The organism is Streptomyces sp. NPDC048606, from assembly GCF_040650855.1.
Taxonomy (GTDB): Bacteria; Actinomycetota; Actinomycetes; order Streptomycetales; family Streptomycetaceae; genus Streptomyces.
Genome location: NZ_JBEZIB010000002.1, coordinates 234,521 through 251,393 on the forward strand (window position 1 = coordinate 234,521; position 16,873 = coordinate 251,393).

Here is a 16,873-nt window from a genome sequence, read left to right on the forward strand (position 1 = left end):
GCTCCACTGAAGGGCAGTCATTGTGACTGACAAGATCGACAAGGGTCCGGCCGCCACTCCGCCGGCCGGGCCCGGCGCCTCGGGCACCCCCTACGAGGCGATCAAGGCCATCCCCGTACGGCACTACGGTCGCTGGATCAGCGCCGTCGTCGTGGCCGTACTGCTCACCTGGCTCGTCTACGCCTTCTCCCAGGGCAAGATCATCTGGGGCACGGTCAGCGACAAGCTGTTCGACCCCTCGGTGCTCGCCGGTCTCGGCAACACCGTGATCATCTCCATCGCCTCGATGGCGCTGGGCCTCGCGCTCGGCATCCTCTTCGCGGTGATGCGGCTGTCGAAGAACCCGGTCACCAGCTTCGTGGCCTGGCTCTACATCTGGTTCTTCCGCGGCACCCCGGTCTACGTGCAGCTGCTGGTCTGGTTCAGCCTCCCGCTGATCTTCCAGTACATCGACCTCGGTCCGATCTACAAGAACGAGACCGTCGACGTCATGACCCCGTTCATGGTCGCCCTGCTGGGCCTCGGCCTGAACGAGGGCGCCTACATGGCGGAGATCGTCCGGGCCGGCATCCAGTCCGTCGACGAGGGCCAGACCGAGGCCTCGCACGCGCTCGGCATGACGCAGGTCCAGACGATGCGCCGCGTCGTGCTCCCGCAGGCGATGCGCGTGATCATCCCGCCGACCGGCAACGAGTTCATCAACATGCTGAAGACCTCCTCCCTGGTCTCGGCGGTGCAGTACACCGAACTCCTGCGGGCCAGCTCCAACATCGGCACCACGGCCGGCGCGGTCATCGAGATGTACTTCGTCGCCTCCATCTGGTACCTCGCCCTCACCAGCGTCTTCAGCGTCGGGCAGTACTACCTGGAGCGCCGCTACGCCCGCGGTTCCCTGCGCAGCCTGCCGCCCACGCCGCTCCAGCGGCTGAAGGCCAACCTGAACCTGTTCCGCCGTACGGAGGTGGCGAAGTGACCGCCCAGCCGATGGTCAAGGCCGAAGGCGTCCACAAGTCGTACGGCGCCGCCCACATCCTGCGCGGCATCGACCTGGAGGTCGCCCCCCGCGAGGTCTTCTGCCTGGTCGGTCCCTCCGGCTCCGGCAAGTCGACCTTCCTGCGGTGCATCAACCACCTGGAGCGCATCAACGCCGGCCGGCTCTCGGTCGACGGCCACCTGGTGGGCTACAAGCAGAAGGGCGACAAGCTCTACGAGCTGAAGGACAGCGAGGTCGCGGCCCAGCGCCGGGACATCGGCATGGTTTTCCAGCGCTTCAACCTCTTCCCGCACATGACGGCCATCGAGAACGTCATGGAAGCCCCCGTCATGGTCAAGGGCGAGAGCAAGGCCGTCGCGCGGGAGCGCGCCGTCAAGCTCCTCGACCGCGTCGGCCTCGGCGACAAGGGCGGGAACTACCCGACGCAGCTCTCCGGCGGCCAGCAGCAGCGCGTGGCCATCGCCCGCGCGCTGGCCATGGAGCCGAAGCTGATGCTCTTCGACGAGCCCACGTCGGCCCTGGACCCGGAGCTGGTCGGTGACGTCCTCGACGTCATGCGCGACCTGGCCGAGTCCGGCATGACGATGGTCGTCGTCACGCACGAGATGGGCTTCGCCCGCGAGGTCGGCGACAACCTCGTCTTCATGGACGGCGGCGTGGTCGTCGAGTCGGGCAACCCGCGCGACGTCCTCGGCAACCCGCAGCACGACCGCACGAAGGCGTTCCTGTCCAAGGTGCTGTGACCGTCGTGACCGGTCCCGGCGCGTTAGGCACGGTCCCCGCGACACGCGAGAGGGGCGGTACGGAAGACCCGTACCGCCCCTCTCACGCGTTCCCGACCCCGGCCCCGTGCCCGGCGGGGCGGGCGGGCGCCGCTCCTCCTTCGGTCCCGCTACCTCAGACCGAGGACCAGCGCGTCCGAGGGGGAGCGCCAGACGGTACGGGCCTCCGCGAAACCGGCCTCGCGCAGCGTGCGGGCGTGCCAGGCCTCGTCGGGGGTGTCGCCGTCGGCGTGCTCGCCGTAGATCTCGAACCGGGCCTTCGTGGGCTCCGCCAGCACCGGGTCGGCTGCGGCCAGGGCCCACCACTCGCGCCAGTCGGGCACGCCCTGCGCGCGGGCCCGGTCCATGCCGGCGTGCCGGTGGGCGTGCTCGGCGGCGTCGATGCGCGGGGTGCTCGGGTCGGGCATGTGGTCGGCGTTCATGAACACCCCGCCGGGGCGCACCAGCGGCGCGATCCGCCCGTAGAGGACCGACAGGTCCGCGCTGGGCAGCCAGTGCAGGGCGGTGGCGGTCAGGACGGCGTCGTAGGAGTCGTGGGGGAGCGCCGCCGGCCAGTTCGGGTCCTTGAGGTCGGCGGTGACGAAGGTGACGCGGTCGTCCCCCTCGAAGTGGCCCCGGGCGATCGTCAGCAGCGCGGGGTCGAGATCCAGCCCGGTGCTCGTCGCTTCAGGGAACCGCTTGAGGAGCCGGTCCGTGATACTTCCCGTACCGCACGCGAGATCCAGGACCCGGGGGGTGGGACCGACCAGTGCCTCGACCATGTCCAGCATGACCCGGAACCGTTCCTCGCGGTCGGGCATGTACCACTCCTGCTGGCGGTCCCAGCTGTCCTGCCAGGCCTGCCAGTCCGTGCCGATCGAGTCGGTCCGCGCATCCGTCATCCCGAAACCCTCCTCCACGTAATACCCTCGAACGTATATCGGCCGTTACAGCCGGCCCCCGTAGACACTAACCCGCAGCCGTAAGGACTACAAGTGGAACTGGCCCATTACTCGGACTATGCCGTGCGCCTGGTCAACACCGAGGAGCCGGCCCGCGGCAAGGACTCCCTCACCTCCGCCGACGACGTCCGCGCCCTCTTCGGGGCCAGCGTCCAGATGGCCCGCCGGGTCACCGACACCGACGTCACCCGCTTCCGCAACGTCCGCGGCCGGCTGCGCTCCGTCTTCGAGGCCGCCGACGGCGGCGACCACGTCCTCGCCGTCGACCTGCTGAACTCCCTGCTCATGGAGTTCCCCGTCAGCCCCCAGGTCTCCGGCCACGAGACCGTCGGCCCGGACGGCAGCCCCGACTGGCACATCCACCTCGCCGACCACCCCTCCAACGCCTCCGCCGGCTACGCCGCCATCGCGTCCTTCGGGCTCGCCTTCCACCTCACCGAACACGGCCCCGACCGGCTCGGCCTCTGCCAGGCCGCGCCCTGCCGCAACGCCTACCTCGACACCTCCACCAACCGCTCCCGGCGCTACTGCTCCGACCGCTGCGCCACCCGCGCCAACGTCGCCGCCTACCGCGCCCGCAAGCGCCTGGAGGCCGAGGAGTCCGCGCGCAGCGGCCGCGCCGCCGACAGCAGCCAGGACAGCCGGGCCCTGAGCGAGCGCTGAGCCGGGTCGCGCGGCCGCAGGCGCAGCACGGCCGTCGCCAGGACCAGGTCCTCGGGCACCGCCCCGTAGACGGTGCTGTCGCCGGTCTCGTTGAACGGGTTGTCGCCGAGCATCCACCAACCGCCCGGGCGCCGCTCCACCGCCCGCTTCACCACGAGCAGGTCCTGCTGGAACGGATGCCGGAACACGACCACGTCACCCGGTCGGACCAGCGCCCCGTGGCGGACCACGAGCCGGTCCCCCTGCAACAGCGTCGGCACCATCGACGGGCCCGTCACCTCGGCGACACCGAAACGCACCCGTTCGCGCCTGTTCTCCGTCATGTCCGACCTCCTCGTCCCTCCCCGCATGCTGCCGTACGGCGCCGTACGTTCGCTCACCACTCCTCGTCCGGGGCTGGACTTTTGTCCCAAGCCCATGGGGGCGCCCGCGATATCCCCTTTCTCAGCGAGTAATCTCCACCCTTGAGAAGACGATCACGAGGAGGACAAGCCCATGCTTTCCCGCTTCTTCGCCCCCAAGGTGAAGGTCTCCGCCCACTGCGACCTGCCCTGCGGCGTGTACGACCCGGCCCAGGCCCGCATCGAGGCCGAGTCGGTCAAGGCCGTCCAGGAGAAGTACCAGGCCAACGAGGACGCGGACTTCCGCGCGCGCGCCATCACCATCAAGGAGCAGCGCGCCGAGCTCGCGAAGCACCACGTGTCGGTGCTGTGGAGCGACTACTTCAAGCCCCCGCACTTCGAGAAGTACCCGCAGCTCCACACCCTGGTCAACGACACCCTGAAGGCCCTCTCGGCCGCCAAGGCGTCGAACGACCCGGCGACCGGCGCCAAGGCCCTGGAGCTCATCGCCGAGATCGACCGGATCTTCTGGGAGACCAAGGCCGCCTGATCCCGGTGCCCGGGGGATCCCCCCGCGCCGCTCAGCGCGCACGCGACAACGGCCCGACCGCTCCGAGCGGCCGGGCCGTTGGGCTGTCCGCCCCCGGTCGGGGCCTCGGGGGCGTGCCCGGCGTCCCGCTACTGTTCGGATGTCGAGTCTGAACGGGAGCCATCATGCACTCTCTATCGCACGACCACACCGGAACGCGCGTCAAACGACTGCGCCTGGAACGCCACCTCACGCAGAAGGCGCTGTCCGACCTCTCGCTCGTGCCGTATGGCACGCTCATCAAGGTGGAACAGGGCGTCACGCCCGCCACGCCCTACGTCATCGCCGCCCTGGCCAGAGCCCTGCGCGTCGAGGTCGCCACGGTCACCGGCCAGCCGTACGTCACCGAACTGCGCGCGGACGAACTGGACGTGCTCATCCGACCGATCCGCGAGGCGCTCGACCTGTACGACCTCGGCGCCGACCCGGACGTCGCGCCGCGCGCGGACCACCTGCTCGCCGCCGACGCCGAATCCCTCCTCGTCGCCGTCCGCGCCGGCGAGATCAAGCAGGTCGCCGGCCGGCTCCCCGGCCTGCTCCAGGAGGCGACGACGGCGGCGCACGCCGCGCCGGCCCGCGAGCGTTGGCTGCTCCTGGCCGGCCTCTACCGCACCGCCTACGACGTCTCCTCGAAGCTCGGCTACTACGACCTCGCCGCGCTGTCCCTGGCCCGCATGGACTGGGCGGCCGAACGCGGCTCCGACGCCGTGTTCGGCGCCATGTACCGCTACATGCGGGCCCTGACCTACCTGCGAGCCGGCGAATACCGCACCGGCGCACGGCTCGTCGACCTCGGGCTGCGGACGTTGGCGCAGTCCGAGCCCAGCCGGGAACGAGAGGTGGTCACCGGTCAGCTCCACCTGGGCGCGGCGGTGCTGGCGGGACGGTCGAAGGACGGCGATCGGGCCGAGGGGCACCTCGGGGAGGCGGAGCGGATCGCGGACTCCACCGGCGAGGCCGTCACCGTGCACTGGTTGACCTTCGGGCCCACGAACGTCGCCGTGCACCGGGTGAGCGTACTGGCCGAACTGGACGAGTACGGGCAGGCCGCGCAGAGCGGGCGCGGGCTGAACATCCCGGCGGACTGGCCCAGGTCGCGGCGCTCTCACCACCACGCCGAGCTGGCCCGGGCTCAGCTGTGGACCGGCGACCTGGACGGCAGCTTCCAGAACCTCCTGCACGCGCGGAAGGCGGCACCCCAGCAGGCCCGGTACCACCAGACCGTCCGCGAGACCTACGCGGGCCTGGAGGCGGCACGCCGCCAACTGCCCGACTCCTTCATGTCGTACGGCTCCTGGCTCGGGGCCTGACCCTCCGCGAAACCGTGGCCCCGACTATCCGGAACTCCGGACAGTCGGGGCCTCGCCGTGCCTCCACACTCGTGCCACCACTCGCTGACGACGGTAGGGAGCCGCCGTGTCCTGTAGGAGAACGGCCGACTGGTACGCGCGGTGTCTGGACGATCCGGCGGTCGCGCACGCCGAGTGGCGGGAGCGGGGCGTGGCCGTGCTGCCGCTCGGGGCGCGGTTCGAGGCCGTGCGGATCCCCGACGCCCTGGCCCGGGCCGCGACCCTGAGCGACCGGGACGACGTCGTGGGCCTCGTCCTCGCCGTGGCCCTGGAGGGACCCGTCATCCACGACGCGCGCGGGCGCAACCACTACGCCCTCGTCGAGCCCGGCACGGCGCGGGGGTGGGGCGCCCGCGCCGGCGCGGAGTGCCTCGGCCACGGCACGTACCTCGGGGTGCCCGACCCGCTGCGGGCCCGGGGCGAGGAGCGGCGGCCCCTGTACTGGGCCGCGCCCCCCGTCCCCGGGGACTGGTTCTGCCGCACCGCCGCCGTCCGCCTGCTCGTCCGCGTCGGCGAGGCCCGGCTCGGGGAGGCCCGGCCCGGCGGGTCGGGCGGATGATCGAGGTCGCGGCGTCGCACGCGCACCCCGACGGACTGTGCGCGCGGCCCCGGACACCGTGCGCCCGGCTCGCCGCGCGGTCCGAAGCTTTTCGGTCGCCGGGCGGGCGGCGGTCCGGGTGACGGCCGAGGGGCCCGACCGGGTGTGGTCGGGCCCCTCGGGGGTGTGCGCGCCGGGCCCGGGGCCGGGCGGGCGGGGTTACTCGTCGTCCTCGTCCTCGTCGTCGAGACGGGCCAGCCAGGTGGCCAGGCGCTCCACCGGGACCTCGAAGTCCGGGTTGAGGTCGACGAACGTACGGAGCTGCTCGGCGAGCCACTCGAAGGTGACCTCCTCCTCGCCGCGCCGCTTCTCCAGCTCCTCGATGCCGCGATCGGTGAAGTACAAGTCGGGCTCCGTGCCGTGTCGTGGTGGGGGTGTTTCCCGCCAGGATAATCCGCCTTACGACCACACCCTCCCGCCACGTCCGTCCCCGGGGCTAGCCTGGACGGCCACGATGGGACGACAGGGCCTGACGGTGGGCGGGGGGCGCGGGATGCCTGACGGGCTGGGCACCGGTTCGGCGCGTGCCTACGCGCTCCTGGAACCCCTGGTCCGGGCCGCGACGGTACGCGTCCATCCGCCCCGGGGCGGGTATGACAACCCCGGCAGCGACTGGTCCGGACCCACCTGGGGCAGCGGCTTCTTCATCGCCCCCGGCTGGGTCCTGACGTGCGCGCACGTGGTCGGCGAAGGGGGTGCCGCGATGCGGCTGGCGGGGCGCGAGCTCGGCATCACCTTCCAGTCCGGCCCCGACGGGGCCACCGGAACCGTCGCGGGCCGGGTGGAATGCGTCCTGCCCGAACGGCTGGAGGAACGGCGCCCCGGCCGCCGGGCCCTGTGGGACCTGCCCGACCTGGCCCTGGTCCGGGTCCTCGCCCCCGTCTCGCACGCCTGCGTCTGGCTCACCGACCGCGCCGGCCCCCACCTCGACGAGGCCGCCTACTTCGGCTGCACCGAGGAACTCGGCGTCCCCGAGATCACCGGCCGCACCACCCGGCTGCGCGGCATCGCCGCCCACGGCGCCGCCATCCGCCTCGGGGACGACGACGAGATCGAGGCCGGCATGTCCGGCGGCCCCGTCGTGGACCTCGCGCGCGGCGAGGTCGTCGGCGTCGTCAAGGCCCGCCGGCACGGCGGCGGGGGAGGCCTCGCCGTCTCGGTGTCCCAACTGCGGACCCTGCCCATGGCCGCCACCGGCCAGACCGGCCTGTACCGCAGGGTGATGCAGGCCCACGACCTCTACCACCACGACCGCCACCTGAGCGATCTCGACAGCCGCCGCACCTGGACCGACGTCCACGACGAACTCGCCTCCGCCGAGCCCGACCGGTACGGCGCACGCCACGGCGGCCGGGGCCGGCTCACCCCCGGGGAGTTCACCACCCTGTGCGGGCTGCTGGCCGAGCTGCCGCCGCCCGGCTCCTCGGAGGCCGTGCGCGAGCTCGTCGAACAGGCCCGGGGCGAGGAACCGGACACCGCCGTACCCGCCCCGCTCGGCTGGCGCGACGGCCTCGGCCTGCTGCACGATCCGCCCGGCGTCGGAGGTGAGGCCGCGGCGATGCTCCGCTACGCGACCGGCGTGAGCGTCGCCGACCACCGCGAGCCCCCCTCGCCCGGCGCGGACGACGAACTGTGGGACTGGGTGCGCACCACCGCGGAGCGACTGTGGCGCCCGCTGCGGCGCGAACTGGGCGAGCAGCGCGACCGCGGCCTCGTCGAACGCGAGCGCCGCCGCCGCGCCCACGCCGCGACGGGGGCGCGCGGCCGGTCCAGGACCGCCACGGGCCCCCCGTCGGGACCCTCCGTACTGCTGGAGGTGTGGGCGCACGGCTGGGAGGACGTCCACGACTGGCGGGTCTCCGTCCTGGCCGGTCCCGCCCGCCCCGGCCACGTCACCCCGATCGCGTCCGGCGTCCGCGTCCGCCCCCACGACCTGCCCGAGGCCCTGCGGGCCCCGCTCGCCGAGGGCTTCCGGCGCTGCGACACGCACGAGGCGGCATCGCTCCTCGAAGTGGCCGTGGAACCCGAGCTGTTCGGGCTCCCGGTGGACGCCTGGACGCTGTCGGGCGGGGTGCCCCTGGGCGTCCAGCGCCCGGTGGTGCTCCGCCACCCGGACGGCGACGGGGGACCGGCCGCGGCCGTCCGGTGGGCGCGGGTGCGCGAGGGCCCGCTCCTCGACCAGCGGGCCGACTGCGCGCGCGGGCGACCGCGCAGCCCCTCGCCCGGCTGGCTGGCCGGACTCCTGGACAACACCGTCCCCGTGCTCTGCCGGGCCGCCGACGCCGAACCGACGCTGGGCGCGCTGCGCGCCGTACGGGAGACGGGCTACGGGGTGCTGGTCGGCCGCCGCCCGCCGCCCGGCCCGCCCGTGTCCTGCGCGCCCTTCCACCGCGGGCTGCGCGAGGAGTTGGCCGAGGCGGGCCGCGCCGCGGTGTTGCCGCAGCGCCTGCGGGCGCTGCGGGCCCGGGCGTACGGGGCGGACCCCGACGCCTACTGGGCGGCCGGGGTGACCCTCGTCTGGGACGACCCGGCGCGGCCCCTGCCCGAGGACGAGCCGCTCCAGGGGGACCTGTGAGCGGGCGGCGGACGACCGCCCCGGGCGCCGCGCCCGGGGCGCGGGGGAGCCGGGCGACGGCGGGCACGGCGTCCGGGGGAGCACGGAGCGCGGGACCCGTACGGAGCGGGTCCGTACGGGTGTGGGGTCGTGGGAGGGAGCGGGCGTGAGCGAGGAATGGCTGATCTACCGGGGGGTGGGCGAACCACACGACGGGATCGGGGCGCTGCCCGACCCGCCGCCGTGGCGGGACTTCGACGGCGGACCCCTCGCCGAACCGGAGGGGGCCGCCGCGGCCGTCGACGGGAGCGTGGCGCGCAGGCTGGGCGCCCACCGCCGGGCCGCCGCCCTGCACCGGCCCGAACCGGAGGAGCTGGAGGCGGTCAACGCGGCCCTCTACCTGCGCCGGCCGCTGCTGGTCACCGGCTACCCGGGCACCGGGAAGTCCACCCTGGCGCACGCCGTCGCCCACGAACTGAAACTGGGGCGGGTCCTGCGCTGGCCGGTGGTCTCGCGGACCGTCCTCCAGGAGGGCCTCTACCGCTACGACGCCCTCGCCCGCCTCCAGGACGTCCAGATCACGGCGGGCGCCGGCCGGTCGGACCGGGCCCCGGCCGCCGGAGCCGAGGGCGGAGCCGACGCCGGAGCCGACAACAGAGTCCACGGCGGAGCCGACAGCGGCATCGGCCGCTACATCCGCCTCGGCCCGCTCGGCACCGCCCTGCTGCCCACCGCGCGACCGCGCGTGCTGCTCATCGACGAACTCGACAAGAGCGACATCGACCTGCCCAACGACCTCCTGAACGTCCTGGAGGAGGGCGAGTTCACGCTGCCCGAACTGGAACGGGTCGCCGACTCCGAACCCGAGGTGCGCGTCCTCACCGACGACGGCACCAAGGTCACCGTCCGCGACGGCCGCGTGCGCTGCCGGGCCTTCCCCTTCATCATCCTCACCAGCAACGGCGAACGGGACTTCCCCGCCGCCCTGTTGCGCCGCTGCATCCAACTCAAGCTCGGCCCCCCGGGCGAGAAGCGCCTCGCCGGCATGGTCCGCGCCCACCTCGGGGAGGAGGCGGCGCAACTCGGCGCCGACCTGATCCGCGAGTTCCTCAGCCGCTCCCGCTCCGAGCTGGTCGCGGCCGACCAACTCCTCAACGCCATCTACCTCACCCACTACGCCGCCCCGCCCACCCGCGAGGACCTCGCGGACCTGCTCATCCAGCGCCTCGACCGTCCGAGGTGAGCCCGTGGCCGCATCCCCCGACCCGGTGATCCGCGCCCTCGCCGGCCTGCTGCGCTCCGTCGGGCTCGACCCCTCCGCCGAGGAACTCGCCGACGCCCTGTGGCTGGCCGGCCGCACCCGCGAGGCGGCCCGCGCCGCCGCCCCGGACGGCCCGCGCGACACCCCGCCCCGACCGGACCGGGAGGAGGACGAATCCGACGAGGAGACCGGCGGGGGACCCCGCCCGACCCGCCCCCGGGAGGAGACCGACGCCGAGGAGGCGCTGCGCCTCTACCCGGCCGGCGCCCCCGCCCCCGGGACCGACCCGGACGAGGGGACCGGGGCCGACCCCGACGCCGACGGCGAACCGTTCGGCGGCGGGCAGACGCCGGGCGGGATCCCCGTACGGGTGCCCGCGGCGGCCGCGCTGCCGCGCATCCTGGAGGTCCAACGCGCCCTGCGCGCCCTGCAACGCCACCGCCCGCCCGGCCCGCCCACCCGACACGTCCTCGACGAGGCCGCCACCGCGGAGGCCGGGGCCCGCGCCCTCGGCCTGCTCATCCCCGTGTTCCGGCCCGAGACCCGCCGCGAGGCGACCGTACGGCTGGTGATGGACGCCTCCCCGTCCATGGCCGTCTGGCACGAGATGTTCGAGGAGCTGCGGGCCGTCTGCGAACGCCTCGGCGCCTTCCGCGACGTCCAGGTCCACTACCTCCACCGGCCCGCCGACGGCACGGCCGCGATCGGGCGCGGCCCCGCCCCCGGCACCGCCCTGCGCTCCGGCGACCAACTGCGCGACCCCACCGGACGCACCCTGACCATGGTCGTCTCCGACTGCGCCGGACCGCTGTGGCGCGAGGGAGAGGCCCAACGCCTGCTCCACCGGTGGGCCCAGTGCGCGCCCTGCGTGGTCGTCCAACCCCTCCCGCAGCGCCTCTGGAGCCGCAGCTGGCTGCCCACCGAACGCGGCGTGCTGGAGCGCGCCGACGGCGGCGCGGGCGCGGGCGCCGGCCCGCTGCTGCGCTTCCGCTCCGACCGGGCGCCCCGGCCCGGCCGGCCCACCGGAGGGCTCACCGTCCCGGTGCTGCCGCCCAGCGCCACCGCCCTCGGGGCGTGGGCCCGGCTCGTCGCGGGGCTGGGCACCGGCCCCGTACCGGCCGAGGTGGGCCGGGTCCTCGCCCGCCACCCCGCCTCCCCCCAGCCCCTGCCCAGGGCCGCCCGACCGCCCCGCGAACTCGTGCGCCGCTTCCGCTCCTCCGCCGCGCCCGACGCCGTCCGGCTCGCCGTGTACCTGTCGGCGGCCCCGCTCACCCTGCCCGTGATGCGGCTCGTCCAGCGCACGATGCTCCCCGACTCGGAACCCTCCGACCTCGCCGAGGTCCTGCTCAGCGGGCTCCTGAGGCGCACCGGGGAGGCGCCGGGCCAGTGGTACGAGTTCGTCCCCGGGGTGCAGGACGTGCTGCTGGGGCCCCTGGGACGGGACGAGGCCGCGCTCGTGCTCACCCACTGCTCCGAGTACGTCCTCGCGCACTTCGGCCGCGGCGTGCGCAACTTCCCCGCGCTCGCCGTCTCCCAGCTCACCGGCGTCCCCCTCACCGAACCCGGGGCCGAAGCCGGCCGGGTGCCCCCGCTGCGCCCCCCGCAGGCCTTCGCCCACGTGTCGGCCAAGGTCGTACGCCGCTACCTGCCCGGCCCGCCCGAAGAGGACCCCGCCCACGCCGCGACCGCGCCCCCCGCACCGCCCGTCCCCGACCGCGCCCGCTCCCTGCGCGCGGCCCTGGACCGGCTCGTGGACGGCGACGCGCGGGCCCTGTACGAGGCCGCCGCCCTGCTGCGCCGGGCCGTCACCGCCCCGCCCGGACCCCAGGACCCGCCGGAGGAGGCCGAGACCGCGCTCGCGGAGGTACTGCTGTGGCTGTGGGCCGAACAGCGCGACCCCGAACTCCTCGACGAGGCCGAACGGGCCCTGACCGGCCTGCGCACGCCCGCCGCCGGCGCCGCCCTGGGCCGGGTGCTGTACGAACGGGCCCTGGCCGGCCGGCCCGACGCGGAGCTGCTGGCCGCCGCCGAGCGGGAGTTCGCGCAGGCCGGCGCCGCCGCCGACCCCCGCCTGCGCCGGGACTGCGCGGTCCGGCGGGCGCAGACCCTGATCCGGCTGGGCGAGCTGCGCGGCGATGCCGGCCCACTGCACGAGGCGCGGGTGGCGCTGGAGGCCGCGGTCCTGCCGCAGGAGGCCCCGGGCGGCCCGGGCGCCCACCCCGAACTGCTGCTGGCCCTGGGCCGGGTGCTGCTGGCCCTGCTGCCCCACACCCCGGACCCGACGGAACGCACCGCCCTGGCCGAACGGGCCGCCGCCCGCCTGGGCACCGCCCTGGCCGCCCTGCTGGACGGCGCCTCGGCCACCGACCCCGACGCGCCGGAACCGCAGGGGCGGGGCGCCGACGGGCACGGCGCCGACGGGCACGACGGGCACGACGGGGCCCCGACCGACGCCGACACCGACACCGACGCCGGGGCGGGCGCGGCCGGGATCCGGGAACGCCGGGTCGCACGGCCCGTCGGCCCGGCGGAGGCACGCGGGACGCGGGCGCGCGTGCGCGTGGAGCTGGCCGCCGCGCTGCGCCACCTCCCGGCGCGGCTGGAGGAGGCGGCCGCGCAACTGGCCCGGGCCCTGGAGGAGTCCGTCGGGGACCCCGAGCTGCGGTTGGCCGCCCTGCTGTGCCTGGCCCGGGTGCACCGCGCCCGGTACGCGCGCGACGGCGACCCGGCGGCCCTGGAGGAGGCCGGCGAGGCCTACGGCCGGGCCCGGGGGCTGATCCCGCGGGACGCGGACGCCTTCGCGGAGCTGCTCCCCGAGTGGGGCGACGCGCTCCTGGACCGGGCCCGGGCCGGCGACGGCCGCCGCTTCGCCTCCCTCGCCGTACGGGTCCTGCGCGAGAGCCGGGCGGCGGTGCCCCAGTCCGACCCCGGATCGGCGTACCGGCTGCTGAGGCTGGCCGCCGGGCTGCGGCTGCGGCACGCCTACGAGGGGGACCTCGTCGACCTCAGGGAGGCGGAGTACCTGTTGGAGCTGGCCGTCCGGCAGAGCCACGGCCCCCTCGAACGGGCCCGCGCCTGGCGGGAACACGGGGACGTGCAGCAGGAGATCCACGCCCACACCGGCACCGCCGACCGGCTCGACCGGGCCGCCGACTCCTACCGGCGGTCCTGGCGCGCCGCCCTGGAGGCCGACCGCGACGCCCGCGAGGACCACGCCGACCGCCGCCCCGACGGCGCCGCCCTGCGGCTCGCGGCCCGCGTCCAACAACTGCGCGGGGACGTCCTGGAACGGCTGGCCCGCCCCCGCGCGGCCCTGGACGCCTACCGGGCCGCCCTGGAGCTGTGGCAGCGCCTCGGCACCCCGGACGACGAACGGGCCCGCACCGTCCGGGCCCGCGTCCACGCCCTGGAGACGGGGGGTTAGGTCGTGCGGCCGGACCCTGCCGGGCCCGCGATGCCCGCCGCGGGTGCGCCCCGGCCGTTTCCGCCCGCCCGGCGACGGGAAGGGGCAGTGGACCACCGCATACGACAGGGGGACGGGCTGCCCATGGTGACGGGACGTCGGGACACGACCACGCCGGCACCTCCGGCCACGACCACACCGGTGACCCCCGTGGCCCCGGCCCCGGCCCCCGGCCGGCCCCCCGCGCGGGAGGCGGCCCCGCCCCGCCCCTGCCCCGCCCGACTGCCCGACCTGTCCGGCCTCGACCTGGCCGCCCTGCGCGGGATCGACCATCCCGTCCTGGCCGAGGTCATCGAGGGCATGGTCGACCGCGTCACGCACCCGGCCGAGATCCTCAACGCCTTCGACTCCGGCGTCGTCTAGCCGCCCCCGGTTTCCACCGGACCGGGTCCGTACCGGCCGGAGTTGACCACTTTCCGCCGTTAGCGGGGGCTCTGCGCAGGGCAGGGATGCACCGTCCGCGGCGAGAGGTACAGGCGATGGGCCAAGCGATGACGAGCGTTCCCGTGCTGCCCGCGCACCGACCGCCGGTCGTCGGCGACCCCGCCGAACCGGCCGCGTCCGGCGCACCGGGCGAACCGCCCCCGCCCGTCGCGCACGCCCGTCACGCCCCCTGGCCCTACGCCCGGCTCGACGTGCCCGCCCTGCGCTCCGCCGGCCACGCACCGCACCCCGTACGGCAGTTCGTGCTCAAGACCCACAGCCGCTGCAACCTCGCCTGCACCTACTGCTACGTCTACGAGATGGCCGACCGCAGCTGGCGCGACCGTCCCGCCGTCATGGCGCCCGCCGTCGCCGCGCGCGCCGCCGAACGCATCGCCGAGCACGCCGCCGCCCACGATCTGAGCCGCGTCGACCTGGTCCTGCACGGCGGCGAACCCCTCCTCGGAGCCCCCGCCCGGCTGGCCGCGCCCGTCGAGGCGGTACGCGAGGCGCTGGCCCGCCGGGCCCCCCGCACCCGGCTCACCGCGAGCGTGCAGACCAACGCCACCCTGCTGACGCGGGGCCGCGTCGCCGCGCTGGCCGCCGCCGGGATCCGGGTCGGCGTCAGCCTCGACGGCGGGCTCCCCGCGCACAACGCGCGCCGCGTGGACCACACCGGGCGGCCCGCGTTCGCCGCCGCCGCCCGGGGCCTGCGGCTGCTCGCCCGGCATCCCGCCGGGTACGCCGGGGTGTTGTGCGTCGTGGACCTCGCGCAGGACCCGGTGGAGACGTACGAGTCCCTGCTGGAGTTCGCCCCGCCCGTCATCGGCCTGCTGCTGCCGCTGGCCAACCGGTCCGCCCCGCCGCCCGGCCACACGGGCACCGGAGCCCCGTACGGGGACTGGCTCGTCGCCGTCTTCGAACGCTGGTGGCACGACGGGGCGCGGCGCACCCGGGTCCGCGTCTTCGAGGAGGTGATCGCGCTGTTGCTGGGGTTGCCCGCCGCGACCGAGACCCTGGGCCTGGCGCCCGTCACCACCGCCGTCGTCGAGACCGACGGCAGCATCGAACAGGCCGACTCGCTGAAGTCCGCGTACGAGGGGGCCGCCGCGACCGGCATGAACCTCGACACCCACAGCTTCGACCAACTCCTCGACCACCCCGGCTTCGTCGCCCGCCAGCTCGGGCGGGAGGCCCTCGCCGACGCCTGCCGGTCCTGCGAACTGGTGGAGGTGTGCGGCGGCGGGCACTACCCGCACCGCTACCGCGAGGGGGAGGGGTTCCGGCAGCCGTCCGTGTACTGCGCCGACCTCCAGCGACTGATCCGGCACGTCGCCGACGCGCTGCACACCGCCGCCACGACGGGACGGGCCGCCTCGTGAACCACCGCACGGACCCCGGCCGCGCCACCCCCGGCCGCACCGACCCCACCCGCATCGACCCCACCCGTACCGCGCGCCCCGGCGATCCGGCCGTCCCCACCCCGCGCACCCCCGGGACGGACCCCCTCGGCGCGCCGCCCGCCACCGCCGCGCCCGCCGCCGAAGCCGCCGACGCCCCCGACTCCGGCCTCGACTCCTTCGCCGTCAGCTCCCGCACCCTGCGCGCCCTCGCCTCCACCGAACCCACCCCCGAGGGCACCCGCCTCGTGCGCGACGTACGCCGCTCCAAGCGGCTGCTCCTGCTGCGCGCCGTCCTCGACGCCGCCCCCGACGGCCCCGGCGGCGAGACCGGCGAACGGTGGGCGCTCCTGGAGGAGGCCGAACGACAGGACCCCGACGCGGTGCGCGACGTACTGCACTACCCCGCCACCGGCGTCTGGGCCGAGGAGACCCTGCGCCGGCTGCACGCCCCCTACGGTCCGGCCCCCGACCTCGCCCACCTCGGCGCCCTCGCCGTCGCCGCCGCGCTGCGCGCCGGGATCGGCTTCAAGGCCACCCTGCGGCCCGTCAACGGCCGCCTCGTCCTGCCCACCCTCGGCCTGCTGCGCCCCGACCGCCCCGGCCCGCTCGCCCTGACCGAACGCTCCTGGGACAGCGCCGACGCCCTGCCCCTGCACCCCCTGCCCGGCGGCCGGGCCTCCCTCGACGACCTCGACCCCTACCGGGTCCGGCCCCCCGGCGGACCCGCCCCGGGCCATCCCGTCGAGCTCCGGACCGAGCCCGTGCGCGCCGCCCGCCGGCTCACCCCCAAGGGGCACAAGCGCTGGGACATCCAGTGGTCCGGCGCCCTCACCCTGCTGGAGCGCTACGACTCCACCCGCGCCGAGGAGGTGGACGCCCTGCTGCGCTCCGTCGTGCCCCTGGCCGGCGGCTCCCGCTCCACCGGCGCCACCCTGCCCGCCGCCGCCGGCTCGCTCCTGGCCCGCAGCCAGGCCCCGCCCGCGCTCGCCGCGACCCTGGTCCACGAGGTCCAGCACGGCAAACTGGCCGCGCTCGCCGACATCCTGACCCTGCACACCGCCGACCGCACCCCCTGCCACTGGGCCCCCTGGCGCGAGGACCCCAGGCCCCTGGAGGGGCTGCTGCACGGTACGTACGCCCACCTGGCCCTCGCCGGCTACTGGCAGCGCGCCGCCCTGTACGGGGCCCGCGGCGCGTGGGCCCAGCACGCCCGCCTGCGCGCCCAGGTCGCGGCGGTGCTGCCCGCCCTGCGCGCCGAACCCCATCTGACCGTCACCGGAAGGGAGTTCGTCGAAGGAATGGCCTGCGCGGAGCGGGCCATGGACGAACTGCCGCCGCCCGGCGACCAACACGCCACGGCCCGCCGCGCCCTCGACCGGGAACGCCGCGCCTGGTACGAGGCGCACCCCGAAATCGCCCCGCCCCGCCACGGCTGAGGACCCCCGGGGCTGCGGTACCTTTCAATCCCGCACCGCCCCGTCCCGCTCCACCCCCTCCCCTTCCAGTCCACCG

Annotated in this window: 15 protein-coding genes; 12 read left to right on the forward strand and 3 right to left on the reverse strand. The window is 75.5% G+C overall.

Annotation, left to right across the window (positions count from 1 at the left end; genetic code table 11):
* Positions 1–22 precede the first annotated feature (22 nt).
* Positions 23–973, forward strand: coding sequence for an amino acid ABC transporter permease (locus AB0D01_RS03180; RefSeq protein WP_363053247.1), 951 nt, complete (start codon positions 23–25; stop codon positions 971–973).
* Positions 974–984: 11 nt separating this feature from the next.
* Positions 985–1,737, forward strand: a complete 753-nt coding sequence (locus AB0D01_RS03185; RefSeq protein WP_363053428.1) for an amino acid ABC transporter ATP-binding protein — start codon at positions 985–987, stop codon at positions 1,735–1,737.
* Between the two features lie 149 nt (positions 1,738–1,886).
* On the opposite strand, the gene AB0D01_RS03190 is transcribed toward AB0D01_RS03185, so the two are convergent.
* Entirely contained in the window at positions 1,887–2,657 is a 771-nt protein-coding gene (locus AB0D01_RS03190; RefSeq protein ID WP_363053248.1) for a class I SAM-dependent methyltransferase, read from the reverse strand.
* Between the two features lie 93 nt (positions 2,658–2,750).
* On the opposite strand from AB0D01_RS03190, the gene AB0D01_RS03195 reads away from it, so the two are divergent.
* Positions 2,751–3,380, forward strand: coding sequence for a CGNR zinc finger domain-containing protein (locus AB0D01_RS03195; RefSeq protein ID WP_363053249.1), 630 nt, complete (start codon positions 2,751–2,753; stop codon positions 3,378–3,380).
* On the opposite strand, the gene sodX is transcribed toward AB0D01_RS03195, so the two are convergent.
* A complete protein-coding gene (gene sodX, locus AB0D01_RS03200; RefSeq protein ID WP_363053250.1) occupies positions 3,284–3,703 on the reverse strand; it encodes a nickel-type superoxide dismutase maturation protease in 420 nt (139 codons plus the stop codon). The genes AB0D01_RS03195 and sodX overlap by 97 nt on opposite strands.
* Positions 3,704–3,875: 172 nt before the next feature.
* Here sodX and sodN point away from each other — a divergent pair, with 172 nt between their 5' ends.
* The 3 genes from sodN (at position 3,876) to AB0D01_RS03215 (ending at position 6,218) form a co-directional block, all read left to right on the forward strand.
* Positions 3,876–4,271: a superoxide dismutase, Ni gene (gene sodN, locus AB0D01_RS03205; RefSeq protein WP_007266490.1), complete on the forward strand. Its 396-nt coding sequence runs from the start codon at positions 3,876–3,878 to the stop codon at positions 4,269–4,271.
* Between the two features lie 164 nt (positions 4,272–4,435).
* Positions 4,436–5,620 carry a helix-turn-helix transcriptional regulator gene (locus AB0D01_RS03210; RefSeq protein WP_363053251.1) on the forward strand — a complete coding sequence of 395 codons (1,185 nt, stop codon included), beginning with the start codon at positions 4,436–4,438 and terminating at the stop codon, positions 5,618–5,620.
* A 106-nt stretch (positions 5,621–5,726) separates the two neighbouring features.
* Positions 5,727–6,218 (forward strand): hypothetical protein, encoded by a 492-nt coding sequence (locus AB0D01_RS03215; protein ID WP_363053252.1) that lies wholly within the window; start codon positions 5,727–5,729, stop codon positions 6,216–6,218.
* Between the two features lie 198 nt (positions 6,219–6,416).
* Here AB0D01_RS03215 and AB0D01_RS03220 read toward each other — a convergent pair whose 3' ends face one another.
* Positions 6,417–6,602, reverse strand: coding sequence for a DUF6104 family protein (locus AB0D01_RS03220; protein ID WP_007266501.1), 186 nt, complete (start codon positions 6,600–6,602; stop codon positions 6,417–6,419).
* Positions 6,603–6,750: 148 nt separating this feature from the next.
* Between AB0D01_RS03220 and AB0D01_RS03225 the strand changes: the two genes are divergently transcribed.
* The 6 genes from AB0D01_RS03225 to AB0D01_RS03250 all read left to right on the forward strand — a co-directional run bounded on the left by AB0D01_RS03225 (position 6,751) and on the right by AB0D01_RS03250 (position 16,797).
* Complete coding sequence (locus tag AB0D01_RS03225; protein ID WP_363053253.1) at positions 6,751–8,832, forward strand: trypsin-like peptidase domain-containing protein; 2,082 nt, start codon at positions 6,751–6,753, stop codon at positions 8,830–8,832.
* Positions 8,833–8,977: 145 nt separating this feature from the next.
* Entirely contained in the window at positions 8,978–10,054 is a 1,077-nt protein-coding gene (locus AB0D01_RS03230) for a MoxR family ATPase (protein ID WP_363053254.1), read from the forward strand.
* A 4-nt stretch (positions 10,055–10,058) separates the two neighbouring features.
* Entirely contained in the window at positions 10,059–13,496 is a 3,438-nt protein-coding gene (locus AB0D01_RS03235; protein ID WP_363053255.1) for an SAV_2336 N-terminal domain-related protein, read from the forward strand.
* A 180-nt stretch (positions 13,497–13,676) separates the two neighbouring features.
* Positions 13,677–13,898, forward strand: a complete 222-nt coding sequence (gene fxsA, locus AB0D01_RS03240) for an FxSxx-COOH cyclophane-containing RiPP peptide (RefSeq protein ID WP_363053256.1) — start codon at positions 13,677–13,679, stop codon at positions 13,896–13,898.
* A 128-nt stretch (positions 13,899–14,026) separates the two neighbouring features.
* Positions 14,027–15,340: an FxsB family cyclophane-forming radical SAM/SPASM peptide maturase gene (locus tag AB0D01_RS03245; protein WP_363053257.1), complete on the forward strand. Its 1,314-nt coding sequence runs from the start codon at positions 14,027–14,029 to the stop codon at positions 15,338–15,340.
* A complete protein-coding gene (locus AB0D01_RS03250; protein ID WP_363053258.1) occupies positions 15,337–16,797 on the forward strand; it encodes an HEXXH motif-containing putative peptide modification protein in 1,461 nt (486 codons plus the stop codon). The genes AB0D01_RS03245 and AB0D01_RS03250 overlap by 4 nt, the downstream gene beginning before the upstream one ends.
* Positions 16,798–16,873 lie beyond the last annotated feature (76 nt).

Bases quoted from the DNA above. Each gene is read 5' to 3' on its own strand.
- AB0D01_RS03185 (WP_363053428.1), top strand. From the start codon at position 985: ATGGTCAAGGCCGAAGGCGTCCACAAGTCGTACGGCGCCGCCCACATC.
- AB0D01_RS03190 (WP_363053248.1), bottom strand. From the start codon at position 2,657: ATGACGGATGCGCGGACCGACTCGATCGGCACGGACTGGCAGGCCTGG.
- sodX (WP_363053250.1), bottom strand. From the start codon at position 3,703: ATGACGGAGAACAGGCGCGAACGGGTGCGTTTCGGTGTCGCCGAGGTG.
- sodN (WP_007266490.1), top strand. From the start codon at position 3,876: ATGCTTTCCCGCTTCTTCGCCCCCAAGGTGAAGGTCTCCGCCCACTGC.
- AB0D01_RS03210 (WP_363053251.1), top strand. From the start codon at position 4,436: ATGCACTCTCTATCGCACGACCACACCGGAACGCGCGTCAAACGACTG.
- AB0D01_RS03225 (WP_363053253.1), top strand. From the start codon at position 6,751: ATGCCTGACGGGCTGGGCACCGGTTCGGCGCGTGCCTACGCGCTCCTG.
- AB0D01_RS03245 (WP_363053257.1), top strand. From the start codon at position 14,027: ATGACGAGCGTTCCCGTGCTGCCCGCGCACCGACCGCCGGTCGTCGGC.